Origin of the sequence: Mycolicibacterium anyangense (assembly GCF_010731855.1) — a bacterium.
GTDB classification, from domain to species: Bacteria; Actinomycetota; Actinomycetes; order Mycobacteriales; family Mycobacteriaceae; genus Mycobacterium; species Mycobacterium anyangense.
Map to the genome: position 1 here is coordinate 2,673,265 of NZ_AP022620.1, position 14,317 is coordinate 2,687,581.

The 14,317-nt window shown below is 67.6% G+C and carries 16 protein-coding genes; 6 read left to right on the forward strand and 10 right to left on the reverse strand.

Annotated features, from left to right (window positions below; translation table 11 throughout):
• Window positions 1–10: 10 nt before the first annotated feature.
• Window positions 11–382 carry a DUF732 domain-containing protein gene (locus tag G6N35_RS12385; protein ID WP_407664620.1) on the reverse strand — a complete coding sequence of 124 codons (372 nt, stop codon included), beginning with the start codon at window positions 380–382 and terminating at the stop codon, window positions 11–13.
• Between the two features lie 101 nt (window positions 383–483).
• Here G6N35_RS12385 and G6N35_RS12390 point away from each other — a divergent pair, with 101 nt between their 5' ends.
• Complete coding sequence (locus G6N35_RS12390; RefSeq protein WP_163804517.1) at window positions 484–1,314, forward strand: SDR family NAD(P)-dependent oxidoreductase; 831 nt, start codon at window positions 484–486, stop codon at window positions 1,312–1,314.
• On the opposite strand, the gene G6N35_RS12395 is transcribed toward G6N35_RS12390, so the two are convergent.
• Both G6N35_RS12395 and G6N35_RS12400 read right to left on the reverse strand, forming a co-directional pair.
• Window positions 1,311–2,162 carry a glycine betaine ABC transporter substrate-binding protein gene (locus G6N35_RS12395; RefSeq protein ID WP_407664544.1) on the reverse strand — a complete coding sequence of 284 codons (852 nt, stop codon included), beginning with the start codon at window positions 2,160–2,162 and terminating at the stop codon, window positions 1,311–1,313. The two genes, G6N35_RS12390 and G6N35_RS12395, sit on opposite strands and share 4 nt — an antisense overlap.
• Entirely contained in the window at window positions 2,159–3,331 is a 1,173-nt protein-coding gene (locus tag G6N35_RS12400; protein ID WP_163804518.1) for an NAD(P)-dependent malic enzyme, read from the reverse strand. The genes G6N35_RS12395 and G6N35_RS12400 overlap by 4 nt, the downstream gene beginning before the upstream one ends.
• 135 nt (window positions 3,332–3,466) lie before the next feature.
• On the opposite strand from G6N35_RS12400, the gene corA reads away from it, so the two are divergent.
• Window positions 3,467–4,570: a magnesium/cobalt transporter CorA gene (gene corA, locus G6N35_RS12405; protein ID WP_163804519.1), complete on the forward strand. Its 1,104-nt coding sequence runs from the start codon at window positions 3,467–3,469 to the stop codon at window positions 4,568–4,570.
• Window positions 4,571–4,647: 77 nt separating this feature from the next.
• Here the strand turns inward: corA and G6N35_RS12410 are convergent, their stop codons facing one another.
• The 6 genes from G6N35_RS12410 to G6N35_RS12435 form a co-directional block, all read right to left on the reverse strand.
• Complete coding sequence (locus G6N35_RS12410) at window positions 4,648–5,244, reverse strand: suppressor of fused domain protein (RefSeq protein ID WP_179967350.1); 597 nt, start codon at window positions 5,242–5,244, stop codon at window positions 4,648–4,650.
• Window positions 5,245–6,417 (reverse strand): ABC transporter ATP-binding protein, encoded by a 1,173-nt coding sequence (locus tag G6N35_RS12415; RefSeq protein ID WP_163804520.1) that lies wholly within the window; start codon window positions 6,415–6,417, stop codon window positions 5,245–5,247. It lies immediately after the preceding gene.
• A gap of 2 nt (window positions 6,418–6,419) precedes the next feature.
• Window positions 6,420–7,244 carry a carbohydrate ABC transporter permease gene (locus G6N35_RS12420; RefSeq protein WP_179967461.1) on the reverse strand — a complete coding sequence of 275 codons (825 nt, stop codon included), beginning with the start codon at window positions 7,242–7,244 and terminating at the stop codon, window positions 6,420–6,422.
• Between the two features lie 11 nt (window positions 7,245–7,255).
• Entirely contained in the window at window positions 7,256–8,179 is a 924-nt protein-coding gene (locus tag G6N35_RS12425; RefSeq protein ID WP_163804522.1) for a carbohydrate ABC transporter permease, read from the reverse strand.
• Complete coding sequence (locus tag G6N35_RS12430; RefSeq protein WP_163804523.1) at window positions 8,176–9,588, reverse strand: ABC transporter substrate-binding protein; 1,413 nt, start codon at window positions 9,586–9,588, stop codon at window positions 8,176–8,178. Before G6N35_RS12430 ends, G6N35_RS12425 begins: the two co-directional genes overlap by 4 nt.
• Window positions 9,589–9,697: 109 nt before the next feature.
• Window positions 9,698–10,228: a general stress protein gene (locus G6N35_RS12435; protein WP_163804524.1), complete on the reverse strand. Its 531-nt coding sequence runs from the start codon at window positions 10,226–10,228 to the stop codon at window positions 9,698–9,700.
• A gap of 128 nt (window positions 10,229–10,356) precedes the next feature.
• On the opposite strand from G6N35_RS12435, the gene G6N35_RS12440 reads away from it, so the two are divergent.
• Both G6N35_RS12440 and G6N35_RS12445 read left to right on the forward strand, forming a co-directional pair.
• Window positions 10,357–10,935: a DUF4190 domain-containing protein gene (locus G6N35_RS12440; protein WP_163804525.1), complete on the forward strand. Its 579-nt coding sequence runs from the start codon at window positions 10,357–10,359 to the stop codon at window positions 10,933–10,935.
• Window positions 10,936–10,938: 3 nt separating this feature from the next.
• Window positions 10,939–11,373: a DUF4190 domain-containing protein gene (locus G6N35_RS12445; protein WP_163804526.1), complete on the forward strand. Its 435-nt coding sequence runs from the start codon at window positions 10,939–10,941 to the stop codon at window positions 11,371–11,373.
• Here the strand turns inward: G6N35_RS12445 and G6N35_RS12450 are convergent.
• The gene (locus G6N35_RS12450) at window positions 11,370–12,326 is read right to left on the reverse strand and encodes an HpcH/HpaI aldolase/citrate lyase family protein (RefSeq protein ID WP_163804527.1); all 957 of its coding nucleotides are present in this window, start codon (window positions 12,324–12,326) and stop codon (window positions 11,370–11,372) included. The two genes, G6N35_RS12445 and G6N35_RS12450, sit on opposite strands and share 4 nt — an antisense overlap.
• 24 nt (window positions 12,327–12,350) lie before the next feature.
• On the opposite strand from G6N35_RS12450, the gene G6N35_RS12455 reads away from it, so the two are divergent.
• Together G6N35_RS12455 and G6N35_RS12460 are read left to right on the forward strand one after the other, a co-directional pair.
• On the forward strand, window positions 12,351–13,652 hold the full coding sequence (locus G6N35_RS12455) for a magnesium transporter MgtE N-terminal domain-containing protein (protein ID WP_163804528.1): 1,302 nt from the start codon (window positions 12,351–12,353) through the stop codon (window positions 13,650–13,652).
• Window positions 13,649–14,206 (forward strand): DUF1003 domain-containing protein, encoded by a 558-nt coding sequence (locus tag G6N35_RS12460; protein ID WP_163804529.1) that lies wholly within the window; start codon window positions 13,649–13,651, stop codon window positions 14,204–14,206. Before G6N35_RS12455 ends, G6N35_RS12460 begins: the two co-directional genes overlap by 4 nt.
• The last annotated feature ends 111 nt before the right edge of the window (window positions 14,207–14,317 follow it).

Genomic DNA, 14,317 nt, shown 5'->3' on the forward strand with positions numbered 1-14,317 from the left:
AGTCGACGCCCTAGAAGCCGAGGTTGTTGAGGAACGGCAGCGGGATGGGCGAATTGCCGTTAGCCAGATCCTGCACCGCGCGCGGGCAGAAGAACGACACCGCGATACCGGTGAACATGGTGGCCGGGCCCAGCGGACGGCCCAGCCGGTCGGCGACGGTCGAGGCGATGTCGGCGGTGTTCTGACTGCGCTGAGCCAGCAGCGGGCACACCGACTGACCCAACTCGACGGCCTGGCCGGGATCGAGGTTGTCGATACCGGCGGCGCTGAGGGCACCCAGGAAGTCGTCGGCCGTGGTGTCGGCGTGCGCGGGCGCGGCGAACGCCGCAGCACCGGCGAGCAGGCCCGCAGCCACCGCGGCGGTCGTCATCTGACGGAACATCATGCTTACAGCATCGTGCATCGGCAGGCCGCCGTTACCGGCGGTCCGGGGACCGGCTAACGTGGGCCGCGTTCGACACACGTCTAACAAGAGGAGCACTCATGCAGGGGTTCGCCGGGAAGGTCGCCGTCGTCACCGGCGCCGGGTCGGGTATCGGCCAGGCATTGGCCATCGAACTGGGCCGATCGGGTGCCAGCGTCGCGATCAGCGATGTCGACACCGAAGGTCTGGCCGTCACCGAGGAACGCCTCAAGGCCATCGGGGTCAACGTCAAAGCCGATCGCCTCAACGTCACCGAGCGCGAGGCGTTCAGCGCCTACGCCGATGAGGTCAAGGCGCACTTCGGCAAGGTCAACCAGATCTACAACAACGCCGGTATCGCGTTCTCCGGCGATGTCGAGGTCAGCCAGTTCAAAGACATCGAACGAGTCATGGACGTCGACTTCTGGGGTGTGGTCAACGGAACCAAGGTGTTCCTGCCCTACCTGATCGAGTCCGGCGACGGCCACGTGGTCAACATCTCCAGCCTGTTCGGCATCTTTTCCGTCCCCGGGCAGGCCGCCTACAACTCGGCGAAGTTCGCGGTGCGCGGCTTCACCGAGGCTCTGCGCCAGGAGATGATCCTGGCCAACCACCCGGTGCAGGTGACCACCGTGCACCCCGGCGGCATCAAGACCGCCATCGCCCGCAACTCCACCGTTGCCGAGGGACTCGACCAGGCCGCGATGGCCCAAGCCTTCGACAAGAAGCTGGCCCGCACCACACCGGAGCGGGCGGCACAGATCATCCTCGAGGCCGTCCGCAAGAAGAAGGCCCGGGTACTCGTCGGCGCCGACGCCAAGATCCTCGACGTGATCGTGCGGATCACCGGCTCGGGCTACCAGGACCTGTTCTCCCGCGTGCTGCCCAAGCTGTCGCCGCCGACGCGCTAACGCCCCAACGGGTGCGCGGAGAGCCAGTTCTCGGCCACCGTGCGCGGGTCGCCGCCCTCGGCGACCTGGCGGCGCAGATCCACCAGTGCCCCGGTGTCCAGGACGCCGGCGAGTTCGTTGACCGCGCGCATCTGCTGCTGGTCGAGTTCGTTGCGCCGGTACAACGGCACGACGTTCTCCGCCTGGATCAGAACGGGTTTGCGATCGGCCAGCACCGTGATGTCACTGGGCACCCCGGCATCGGCGGTGCCGGTCCACGCCGCGGTGATCACCCCCTTGCGCAATGCGTCGAATAGCGTTGCGGCGTCCGGAAATTCACGTGCCGGCGGCAGCGCACAGGCTCCCACCGAGGTGGGTAGCCCGCGCACCCCGGCCACCGCACCGAGGATGAGCCCCGTGCAGTGGGTCACCAGCGCACTCAGGTCACGGCTCCCCCAGCTCGCCGCGGTCGCATCGGTGACGGCCAGCGCAGGCTTGTCCTCTGCCGATGTGGCGTAGTCACCGGCGGCCACTCCTTCGGGCAGCGCGCCGATCATCGCCCGGTATACCTGGGCATCCGAGCGCGCCGCCGACCCCGGGTCGAACCTCTGCAACAGCCGCCCGGTGAAACCGGGCACCACGCTGACCGCACCGGAGTCCAACGCGGACAACGGATCATCCAGCGTCTTGACGTATCCCGCCGTCCCGTAGGAGCGCAGCGCGGCGGCATACAGCTCGGCCAGCAGCGTGGTCTGCGGATCGGGTGTGGCGCCGACCGCCATCGACGGGCCAGGGGGCGCGGCGCCGCATGCGGTCAGCGTCAGCGCCAGCAGAACCCCGGCCAGCCGACGAACGAACGCTGCGCTCAATCGCTTTCCGACGCCGCACCCACCGCCTGCGCGACGGCGGGGCCGACGCGCGGATCCAGCGGACTGGGCACGATGTAGTCGGGCGCCAGATCGTCACCGACGACGGAGAAGATCGCTTGGGCGGCAGCCACTTTCATCTTCTCGGTGATGCGGCGTGCACCGGCGTCGAGCGCTCCGCGGAACACCCCCGGGAAGGCCAGCACGTTGTTGATCTGATTCGGGAAGTCGCTGCGGCCGGTCGCCACCACCGCGGCGTACTTCTTGGCCACCTCGGGATGGATCTCCGGGTCGGGGTTCGACATGGCGAACACGATGCAGCCCGGAGCCATCGTCGCGATCAGCTCCTCGGGCACCAGGCCGGCGGAGACGCCCATGAACACGTCGGCACCGGCCAGCGCCTCGACCATGCCGCCGGTCAGACCGGCGGGGTTGGTCCGCGAAGCCAGCTCGGCCTTGAAGGCATTGAGGTCGTCACGACCGCTGTGCACGATGCCCTGCGAATCCAGCACGGTGAGGTGGCTGACGCCGCTGGCGAGCAAGATGTTCGCGCACGCGATACCGGCGGCACCCGCCCCGGAGATGACCACCTTCAGCGTGGTGATGTCCCGGTCGAGCACCTTGGCGGCGCCCATCAGCGCGGCCAGCACGACGATGGCCGTGCCGTGCTGGTCGTCGTGCATGACGGGGCAGTCCAGCGCCACGATCAGCCGCCGTTCGATCTCGAAACAACGCGGCGCCGAGATGTCCTCGAGGTTGACCGCCCCGAAGGTCGGGCGTAGCCGGATCACCGTCTCGACGATCTCGTCGGGATCCTTGGTATCGAGCACGATCGGGATGGAGTCCAGGCCGCCGAAGGTCTTGAACAGCGCAGCCTTGCCCTCCATCACCGGCAGTGAGGCGGCCGGACCGATGTCGCCCAGGCCGAGCACGGCGGTGCCGTCGCTGATCACCGCCACCAGACGATTGGCCCACGTGTAGCGGGCGGCCAGGGTGTGGTCGGCTGCGATCGCCCTGCTGACCTGGGCTACCCCCGGGGTGTAGGCGATCGACAGTGCACGCTGGGTATCCAGCGGCGACTTGAGCTCGACGGACAGCTTGCCGCCGTGGTGGGCGTCAAAGATCTCCTCGTCGTCGATGACGAGGCGGGAGTTGGGCACCGTTTCGGTCACGGCGTCAGGGTACTCGCCCAGCAGGCCGGGAAGAATGAGGTTCCGCCAGTTGGCGGGAAGCCCGCAGAGCGCCCGGCGCGTAGCATTTCCGGTCGGACCCACCGGGGTCGCAGTGCGTACGAGGGGAGGCCCGATATGGCGACGTTCCGCGCTCGTCCACCCTCACTGCTGGGGGTGAACCGCCCGCGGCCCGCCGAGGTCGATGCCAAGCGCATCCACGTCCCGGTGGCACGTGCCACGGTCGACTGCGCGATCTACGTCGACGGCGAGCGACTACCCGGTAAGTACACCCATGCCGCTGCGCTGGAGCGTGTCCGCGAACTGGAAGCCGAGGGCCAACAAGCATTCGTGTGGATCGGGCTGCACGAGCCCGACGAGTTCCAGATGCAATCGGTGGCCGAGGTCTTCGGACTGCACCCGCTGGCCGTGGAGGACGCGGTGCACGCCCACCAGCGGCCCAAGGTCGAGCGCTACGACGACACCCTGTTCCTGGTCCTCAAGACCGTCATCTACGTTCCGCACGAGTCGGTCGCACTGGCCCGCGAGATCGTGGAGACCGGCGAGATCATGGTGTTCGTCGGCAGCGATTTCGTGGTGACCGTCCGCCACGGCGACCACACCGGTCTGGCCGGGCTGCGCAAGAAGCTCGAAGAAGAACACCAACAACTGGCGCTGGGTCCCTACGGGGTGATGCACGCGATCGCCGATCACGTGGTGGACACCTACCGCGACGTCAGCGCGTTGATGGAATGCGATATCGACGCCATCGAGTCCGACACGTTCTCCCCGCTGACCAAGACCGACATCGAGCCGATCTACATGCTCAAGCGTGAGGTCGTCGAATTGCGAAGGGCTGTATCGCCTCTCACGGTCGCGCTGGCCAGGTTCAACACCGAGTACAAGGATCTGATGACCAAGGAACTGCTGCGCTACATGCGCGACGTCCTGGACCATCAGACCCAGGCCGCCGACCGGATCGCCAGTTACGACGAGATGCTGTCGTCACTGGTGCAGGCCGCACTGGCCAAGGTGGGCATGCAGCAGAACACCGACATGCGCAAGATCACCGCATGGGCGGCCATGGCCGCGGTGCCGACCATGATCGCCGGCATCTACGGTATGAACTTCGACGACATGCCCGAATTGCATTGGCGCTGGGGCTATCCCCTGGTGGTGCTGGTGATGGTGGGCATCTGCAGCTTCCTGTACCGCAACTTCCGCCGTAACCACTGGCTTTAGCCTCGTCTTCCACCGAACGTCACCCTGGAGTGACAGTGCACCGCGGGCGTCACGCTGGTGTGACGCTCGGCGCCGGACTAGCTCGGCGCCGACGCTCGCCGTCGCGGATCCAGCACGTCGACCCCGTCGTCGAGCCACGCCTGACGCATGGCCTGCGCACCCTTGAGCCGCACCCAGGCCGCCTCGGTCGCGGTGATCGGCACCGCCGAGAGCAACACCACCGGATCCATCGGCGGCTCCAGTGCTAGGTCCGCGATGTCGGACGGCCCCAACAGCACTGCGGTGAACGGAGCCGAATCCCAGAGCGGCCCAGACAGATCGATCAGCGCATCGGCAACCAGCACCACACCCTCGACAGCAGGCGTCGCGGCGACCACCGCCAGGCTGCGGGCCAGACCGGGTGTCGGTGCGGTCTGCCGCAAGCTCATGACGACCTCGGCCCGCGGACCGCGCAACGGGTCGGCCGCCACGTCCGACGGGTCGGTCATCGGATGACGCGAACACCCCACCGACACATAGTGGGCCACCCCGTCCGGGCTCGGCCCGAACCGTAGGATCTCCATCCGCTCGACACCGAGGAACGTGACGCTGGCCGAGTCCGGCTCGGCATCGATACCGGCGCCGGCGAAGTGGCCGCGCAGATGATCGCGGACCTGCTGCAGCGGTGAGCTCACTTATGCCTGGGGTGCCAGGGTGAGGTTGACACCGCTGTCGGCATCGAAGATGTGCAGCTTGGTGGTGTCCAGCGCCAGCTCCACGGTCTGCCCGGCGGCCGCCTTGGACTCAGCGGAAAGCCTCGCCACGAACTCGTTTTCGCCGGTACCGGATTCGGCGGCCAGTTCGGCCAGCTGGACCGAGCGGGCGCTGTCCCCGGAGGTCGCGAAATAAACGTACTTGTCCGCCCCCAGCGACTCGACGAGATCCACGGTGGTCTGGAAGGTCAGCGCCCGGATGCGCTCGTAGGCGTCGATCAACGAGGCGTCCTCGATGTGTTCGGGTCGCACGCCGACGATCACGTTGCCCGGAGTGGGATGGCTGCGGACCACGTCGAAGACCTCCGGGGCCAGCGTCACCTCACCGAACGGCAACCGCACCCCGACCTCGGTGAGGCTGGCGGGAAAGAAGTTCATGGCCGGCGAGCCGATGAACCCGGCGACGAACAGGTTGGCCGGCTTGTCGTACAACTCCTGCGGGCTGCCGATCTGCTGGGCCTGCCCGGCCCGCAGCACCACGACCCGGTCACCGAGGGTCATCGCCTCGGTCTGGTCGTGGGTGACGTAAACGGTGGTGGTGCCCAGCCGGTTCTGCAGCCGGGCGATCTCACCGCGCATCTGCACCCGCAGCTTGGCGTCGAGGTTGCTCAACGGCTCGTCCATGAGGAATGCCTTGGGGTTGCGCACGATGGCGCGGCCCATGGCGACGCGCTGGCGCTGGCCGCCGGACAACTGTGCGGGCTTGCGGTCCAGGAAGTCGCTCAGGTCAAGGATTTTCGCGGTCTCGTCGACCTTGCGGGCGATCTCGTCCTTCTTGAGTTTGGCCAGCGTCAGCGGGAAGGCGATGTTCTGCCGAACTGTCATATGCGGATAGAGCGCATAGGACTGGAACACCATGGCGATGTCGCGGTCGCGCGGCGCCTTCTCGTTGACCCGCTCGCCGCCGATCCGCAGCTCGCCGGAGGTGATGTCCTCCAGACCGGCAATCATGTTGAGTGTGGTGGACTTTCCGCACCCGGACGGGCCGACCAGGATCACGAACTCACCGTCGGCGATCGTCAGGCTCAGGTCCTTCACGGCCACCGAACCGTCGGGGTAACTCTTGGTCACCCGGTCCAGGACGATCTCAGCCATCCCTACCCCTTCACCGCACCGGAGGTCAGCCCGGCGACTATCCGTCGTTGGAAGATCAGAACAAACACGATGATCGGGATCGTGATCACCATCGCGCCGGCGGCGATCGACCCCGTCGGCTCCTCGAATTGCGAACTGCCGGTGAAGTTCGCGATCGCCACCGGGGCGGTGATCGCGGCCTTGGTGGCTGTCAGCGACAGGGCCAGCAGCAGGTCGTTCCAGGCGAAGATGAAGACCAGGATCGCGGCGGTGACGATGCCCGGCGCGGCCAGCGGAGCGATCACCCGGCGAAACGCCTGGCCCGGGGTGGCGCCGTCCATCTTGGCGGCCTTCTCCAGATCCCAGGGAATCTCCCGGAAGAACGCCGAGAGGGTGTAGATCGCCAGCGGCAGCGCGAACGTGATGTAGGGGATGATCAGGCCCGGCCAGGTATCGAACAGGCCGATCCGCCGCTCGATGTTGAATAGCGGTGTGACCAAAGAGATCTGGGGGAACATCGCGATCAGCAGGGCGGCGCCGATGAGCAGCTTCTTGCCGGGAAAGTCCAGGCGAGCGACAGCGTAGGCGGCCATCCCGCCGACCACCACGGCGATGACGGTGGTGATCAGCCCGATACCGATCGAGTTGATCAGCGCCGAGGAGAAGGCGTCCCCGGTGAAGATCCCCTTGTAGTTGTCGAAGGTGATCTCCGAGGGGATCAGCTTGCCGTCCTTGACCGACGAGGTCGGCTTGAGCGACAGGCTCAGGATCCACAACACCGGGAACAGCGCGTACACCACCACGAGCACATTGATGACCGTCCAGGTGGTGGCGCGGCGTGCTCCGATCCGCTCGCTCATCACCGCACCTCGTTGTCCGTGCCGGGCGCCGAGGCGCCGAACAGCTTGATGAAGATGAACGCGATGGCGGCCACCGATAGGAAGACCAGCACGCTGATCGCCGACCCCAGGCCGATGTTGAACGCCTTGAACAGGTTGTCGTAGCCCAGGATCGACACCGAGGCGGTGTCGTTGGAGCCGCCGGTCAACACGTAGATATTGTCGAAGATACGGAATGCGTCCAGGGTGCGGAACAGCAGCGCCACCAGGATGGCGGGCTTGATCAGCGGCAGCGTCACCTTGATCAGGCGCTTCCAGGGTCCGGCACCGTCCACCTGGGCGGCACGCATCAGATCCTCGGGTACCAGCGCCAGCCCGGCCAGCAGCAGCAGGGCCATGAACGGCGTGGTCTTCCACACCTCGGCCACGATGATGATGCCCAGCGATGGAATCTGTTGTGTCAGTGGGGCACTGCCGTCGGGCAGCAGGTTGGCCAGATAGCCGGTGCCCGGCGTCCAGGCGTAGTACCAGCTGTAGGAGGCCGCGACGGTGACGATGCCGTAGGGAATGAGAATTGCGGTGCGCACCAACCCCTTGCCGAAGATGGTGCGGTGCATGACCAGGGCCAGCGCCATGCCGAGCACGAACTCGATGGCCACCGAGATCACCGTGATCACCGCGGTGATGACGAACGCCGTCCACCAGTACCGATCGGTGAGGATGGTGGCGTAGTTCTGGAACCAGATGAACTTCGTGTCGGCGGGGCTGGCCAGGTTGTAGCGCTGCAGGCTGAGCCAGAAGGCGTAGATGATCGGGTAGGCCGTCACGGCCAGCATGAGGATGACGGCCGGCGCGATCAGCAGATAGGCCAGCCGGCGCTGCGAGCGCTTGTCATCGCTGCGAGCCGCAGCATCGGCCGGAGTGCGCGAGACGGCGGCGGTCACGGGATCAAACCCTTTCCGTCGATGGCTTTTTGCACCTGTTCGGTGAGTTCGTCGGCCGTCTTGTCCGGGTCGATCTGGGTGATCGGCGCCAGCGTCGCCGAGATCCGCGTCGATACCGCCTGATAATTCGGGGTCGCCGGGCGCACCGCCGCGGTGGTGAGCTGATCGCGGATGATCGCGTACTGCGGGTACTTCTTCTGGAAGTCCGGATCGGAGTAAAGCGAGGTGCGCACCGCCGGCAGGCCACCTTCGATCGAGGTGTACTTCTGGTTCTCCAGATTGCGGATGCAACGGATCGCCTCGAACGACTCGGCGGGATGCCGGGTGGTCTTGGCCACCGCGATGTTCAGTCCGCCCAATGTCACCCGGGTCGGCTGTCCGGGGATCACACCGGGGTACGGCGCGAACCCGAACACTTCTTTGGCAGCGTCGAAGGCCACCGTGAACTGGTCGTCGGTCGGCGAGAAGGTGCCCGCGTCGTTGATGCTGCCGGCCAGCTCCGGCTTGTCGTTCAGCGGCAGGAACGGCACACCGCCCTTGACCGCGTTCTCCAGCATCGAGGCGAATACGAAGGGCCAGTTGACCTCCAGGGCCGCCTTGCCCTGCTCCAGGGCAAGGCGCGCGGTGCCCTCGTCGGTCTGGGTCACCGACGGGTCGGCGCCCGGCGCGGTGGCGACGGACTTGATGATCTGGAGTGCCTTGACCGTCGCCGCCCGGTGCTCCGGGGTGTCGGTCAGCGTGACACGCTTGCCGTCATCGGAAAGCACCTGTCCCCCAGCACTTTCCAGCAAGGTGTTGAACCACACCACCAGGCCTTCGTACTGCTTGGCCTGCACGGCGATCCAGCTGGGCTTGCCCTCGGCGTGCAGTCGGGTGGCCTCGGCGATCATGCCGTCCCAGGTGTCCGGCGGGGGTGCGACGAGATCGGCTCGGTACCAGAGTAATTGGGTGTTCGTGGTGACCGGCGCGGCGTACAGCTTGCCCTGCCACTTCGCGGTCTCCAGCGGTCCGGGCAGGGTGTCGGCCTTCGCGTCGGCTTCGGCCTGGCCCGCCGGGTCATCGGAGAGCGGCAACGCCCAGCCGGCCTCGGCGAACTCCGCGGTCCACACCACGTCGAGGGCCATCAGGTCCAGCGTGCGGTCATTGCCGGTCAGCCGGCGCGCGAGCTGCAGGCGCTGATCGTCGGCAGCCTTGGGCAGGCTGCGCTGTTCGATGCGGAAGCGACTGCCGAGTTGCTCGTTGCACCGCTTGGCCACCGCGGTGAACGTCGCCGTCTCACTGGCCGGGGTGTAGAGGCTGACCACCAGCCCGTCGTCAGTGGAACCACATGCCGATATCAGCGAGGCGGTGGTCAGTGCGGCTACCGCGGCGGCGCCCACCCGCCGAGCGCGTGCGCCAGGGCTTGCCACGACACCGCCTCCCGTCGTCTACGGCGGGGTTTGTCCCGCGGGCAAACCGTAGAACCCCAGGTGGGTGATGTGCAACACTGCCGCGCCGCACGCGGCGCAATCGTGACCCCTAGATCGTCAAGCGCGCCAGCAGGTCCCGGGCCTTCTCGGCGTTCTGCGGGTCGCACAGCACGTCGTAGCGCCCGGCCACCAACTGCATGGTGGAGCTGAAATCCCTTGTGCCGCGAGCCATGGCGTACGGCACCGAGGAAGTGATGAGCCCGAAGATCACGCCGGCGACCACACCGGTGATCAGCGACGCCCACGGATTGGGGCTGAAGAAACCCAGCACCAGGCCGATGAAGATGCCCAGCCAGGCACCGGTGATGACACCGCCGCCGAGCACCTTGGGCCACGTCAGCCGCCCGGTGACGCGCTCGACCTGCATCAGGTCGACGCCGACGATGGTCACCTGCTGCACCGGGAACTGCTGGTCGGACAGGTAGTCGACGGCCTTCTGGGCCTCGGCGTAGGTGGGATAGGAACCGATCGGCCAGCCCTTCGGGGGCGTCGGCAGACCGACCGGGCCGCGGCGCGAGCCCGCCGCAGCGCCCGCGGGCGTGGTGCCAGGATTGGGTCCGGACGAGAAGGGGCTGGTCATGACTCCTCATTCTGCTGTCGTACAGGTCGTCTGTCACGTTCAACGACGTGCGGACGACGATGGTTTCCGCTACCGGACTCCCGGCGAGCCAGCCCCGCGCCACCAGCACATACGCTAGGTTGAACAGCATGACAGCTTCCGGCGGCGACTCCGGCGAAAAGCCGCAGAACGAGGGCGAACACGGGGTTCCCGGCGGCGCCTACGAGGCCCCGCCCATCGAAGCCGGCCAGGCCCCGTCGGGATTCGAGGCTCCGCCCTCACCGCCCGCCTACACCGGGTATGAGGCACCGGGCGGCTACCCGCCGCCGAGCTACCCACCGCCCAGTTACCCGCCGCCGAGCTACCCCCCGCAGCCGGGCTATCCGCCGCCGGCCGGACCACCGCCCGGCGACTACACCCAGCCGGGCTACCCGCCGCCCCCGCCGCCGCCGCAGCAATTCGGTGCGCCCCCATACCCGGGTGCCGGCTACGGCTACCCGGCCCCGGCCAGCGGCACCAACACCCTGGCGATCGGCTCGCTGGTGGCCTCGGTGGTGGGTCTGCTCTGCGGTGTCGGCTCGATCATCGGCATCGTGCTGGGCGTGGTGGCCCTCAACCAGATCAAGCAGACCCGCCAGGGTGGCTACGGTCTGGCGGTCGCCGGAATCGTGGTCGGTGTCGCGAGCCTGGTCATCAGCCTGATCTGGATGATCTACGCGATCAACTGACCCATGACCAACCCCCCGCCGCCGTTCGAGGGCGCCGCGCCGGACCCGTATGCGCCGGTCGACTACCCGGCGAACTATCCGCCGCTGCCGCCGCCGGTGTACCCGGCGCCATACCCGCTGGCCGGTTATCCGTACCCGCCCTATCCCGGTGACCCCTACGATCCGTACCGGCCGCTCAAGCCGCCGGGCACCAACGGCAAGGCCATCGCCGCGCTGGTCTGTTCGCTGGCCGGGATGGTGTTCTGCGGTCTGCCCTCGATCGCCGGGGTGATCCTGGGCATCGTCGCGATGCGCGAGACCAAGCGCACCGGGCAGGACGGCTTCGGCCTGGCCGTCGCCGGGGTGGCGATCGGCGCGGCCATCGTCGCACTGGCACTGCTCTACGTGCTGTTCATGGTCTTCATCGTGACCAGCACCAGCTCCTACGAGAACCTCTAGGCCGGCGGGACGAACCGCTGCCCGCCGCGGGTCATCCCGGCGGCGCGGCCCTTGCCTGCGATCACCAGCGCCATCTTGCGGCTGGCCTCGTCGATCATCTCGTCGCCGAGCATCACCGCACCGCGGGCGCCGCCGGCCGTCGAGGTGTGCCACTCGTAGGCCTCGAGGATCAGCTCGGCGTGGTCGTACTCCTGCTGGCGTGGGCTGAAGATCTCGTTTCCGGCGGCGATCTGGTCCGGGTGCAGCACCCACTTGCCGTCATAGCCCAGCGCTGCCGAGCGGCCGGCGACGCGGCGGAACGCCTCGACGTCGCGCACCTTCAGGTACGGCCCGTCGACGGCGGCCACCCCATGCGCCCGCGCGGCGATCAGGATCGTCATCAGCACGTGGTGATAGGCGTCGCCGACGTCGTAGCCCTCGGGCTGCTCCCCGACCACCAGGGTGCGCATGTTCAGGCTCGCCATCAGATCGGCCGGCCCGAGCACCAGGGCCTGCACCCGGGGCGCGGCGGCGATCTCGTCGATATTGCGCAACCCTTTGGCGTCCTCGATCTGGGCGTCGATCCCGATGCGCCCGACCGGCAATCCGTGGGTGAGTTCGAGCTGGGTGAGCAACAGGTCCAGGGCGTGGACGTGGCTGGCGTCGGTCACCTTCGGCAGCACGATCACGTCGAGGTGCGCGCCGGCCGCCGACACCACGTCGATGACGTCGCTGTGCGTCCACGGTGTGGTCCAGTCGTTGACCCGTACGCCGCGCAACTGACCCGCCCAGCCGGGGCCGGCCAGCGCCGCGGCGACCTGGGTGCGGGCCTGCGCCTTGGCATCTGGTGCGACGGCATCCTCGAGGTCCAGGAACACCTCGTCAGCGGCCAGGCCCTTGGCCTTCTCGATCATCTTGGGGCTGCTGCCGGGAACCGAGAGGCACGTTCTGCGGGGTCGATACGCGTTGTCCACGCCTACACTCCTACTCTTTGATGCATGGCGTCGGTGAACAGGGTCTACGCGGCGCGGCTGGCAGGTATGGCGGTCCTCGGTCCGGACGGGGAATCACTGGGTCGCGTGCGCGATGTCGTGATCAGCATGAGCATCGTCCGCCAGCAGCCCCGAGTGCTCGGTCTGGTCGTCGAATTGCTAACGCGCAGAAGGATTTTCGTTCCCATTCTGCGCGTCACCGCGATCGAACCCAACGCCGTCACGCTCAACACCGGCAACGTGTCGCTGCGCCGCTTCGCCCAACGGCCAGGCGAGGTGCTGGTGCTGGGCCAGGTGCTGGATTCGCGGGTCCGGGTCAACGACCCGGAGCTGCCGCAGCTCGGCGGCATCGACGTGGTGGTGGTCGACCTCGGCATCGAGCAGACCCGCACCCGCGACTGGTTGGTGACCCGCGTCGCGGTGCGCAGCATGCGCCGACTGGGCCGCCGCTCCACCGTGCAGGTGGTCGACTGGCAGAACGTCCAGGGACTCACGCCCTCGGCGCTGGCGATGCCCGGCCAGGGCGTGGCCCAGCTCCTGCACCAGTTCGAGGGGCAGCGGCCCATCGAGGTGGCCGACGCGCTGCGTGATCTGCCGGCCAAGCGCCGCACCGAGGTGATCAACGCCCTCGACGACGAGCGGCTGGCCGACATCCTCCAGGAGCTGCCCGAGGACGACCAGACCGTACTGCTGATGCAGTTGGACACCGAGCGGGCCGCCGACGTACTCGAGGCGATGGATCCCGACGACGCGGCCGACCTGCTGGGCGTGATGAACCCGACCGAGGCCGAGGTGCTGCTGCGCCGGATGGACCCGGAGGACTCCGAGCCGGTGCGCCGCCTGCTGGCCCACTCCCCCGACACCGCCGGCGGTCTGATGACCTCCGAACCCGTGGTGCTGGCCCCGGACACCACCGTCGCCGAAGCGCTGGCCCGGGCGCGCGACCCGGACCTGACCCCGGCGCTGTCCTCGCTGGTGTTCGTGGTGCGCCCGCCGACGGCCACCCCGACCGGGCGCTACCTGGGTTGCGTCCACCTGCAGGCACTGCTGCGCGAACCGCCGGCCAACCTGGTCAGCGGCATCGTCGACACCGACCTGCCCAGCCTGACGCCGACCACCTCGCTGGGTGCGCTGACCCGGTATTTCGCTGCCTACAATCTGGTCTGCGGACCGGTGGTCGACGAGGAGAACCATCTGCTCGGGGCGGTGACCGTCGACGACGTCCTCGACCATCTGCTACCCCACGACTGGCGCGACGACTATGAGGAACCGCGGTTCGAGCGGGCGGGCACGGAGGGGACGACGTGAGCGAGCTGTCGGCACGTCAGCGGCTCGACACCCCGCGCACCTCACGTCGGCTGGCGTTCAACGTCGATCCCGAGGCCGTCGGCCGGTTCAGCGAGTCCATCGCCCGGTTCCTGGGGACCGGGCGCTACCTGGCCTGGCAGACGATCATCGTCATCGTCTGGATCGCGCTGAACCTGTTCGCGGTGCAGTGGCGCTGGGATCCCTACCCCTTCATCCTGCTGAACCTGGCGTTCTCCACCCAGGCGGCCTATGCCGCCCCGTTGATCCTGCTGGCGCAGAACCGCCAGGAGAACCGCGACAAGGTCGCGCTGGAGGAGGACCGCAGGCGGGCCCAGCAGACCAAGGCCGACACCGAGTTCCTGGCTCGCGAACTCGCGGCGTTGCGACTGGCCGTCGGAGAGGTGGCCACCCGCGATTACCTGCGGCGCGAACTCGAGGAGATCCGGGAGTTGCTGGAAGCGGCTCAAGCCGACAACGGCGGCAAGGTCAAGAAGGACAAGGCCAAGAAGGCCCGACCGGTAATCGAGCCCGAGGACGAGGAATCCGGTTCGTGACCAAGGTGACCATTGGATACCACTGTGGTCTCTAAGGTATGTATGGTGACTTGGTTCACAAGCACGGATTTTTTCTGGTGAAGGACGGACGAGTCTGTTGAGGACGGACGA

Bases quoted from the DNA above. Each gene is read 5' to 3' on its own strand.
- corA (WP_163804519.1), top strand. From the start codon at position 3,467: ATGGCGACGTTCCGCGCTCGTCCACCCTCACTGCTGGGGGTGAACCGC.
- G6N35_RS12445 (WP_163804526.1), top strand. From the start codon at position 10,939: ATGACCAACCCCCCGCCGCCGTTCGAGGGCGCCGCGCCGGACCCGTAT.
- G6N35_RS12455 (WP_163804528.1), top strand. From the start codon at position 12,351: ATGGCGTCGGTGAACAGGGTCTACGCGGCGCGGCTGGCAGGTATGGCG.
- G6N35_RS12440 (WP_163804525.1), top strand. From the start codon at position 10,357: ATGACAGCTTCCGGCGGCGACTCCGGCGAAAAGCCGCAGAACGAGGGC.
- G6N35_RS12415 (WP_163804520.1), bottom strand. From the start codon at position 6,417: ATGGCTGAGATCGTCCTGGACCGGGTGACCAAGAGTTACCCCGACGGT.
- G6N35_RS12390 (WP_163804517.1), top strand. From the start codon at position 484: ATGCAGGGGTTCGCCGGGAAGGTCGCCGTCGTCACCGGCGCCGGGTCG.
- G6N35_RS12385 (WP_407664620.1), bottom strand. From the start codon at position 382: ATGTTCCGTCAGATGACGACCGCCGCGGTGGCTGCGGGCCTGCTCGCC.
- G6N35_RS12435 (WP_163804524.1), bottom strand. From the start codon at position 10,228: ATGACCAGCCCCTTCTCGTCCGGACCCAATCCTGGCACCACGCCCGCG.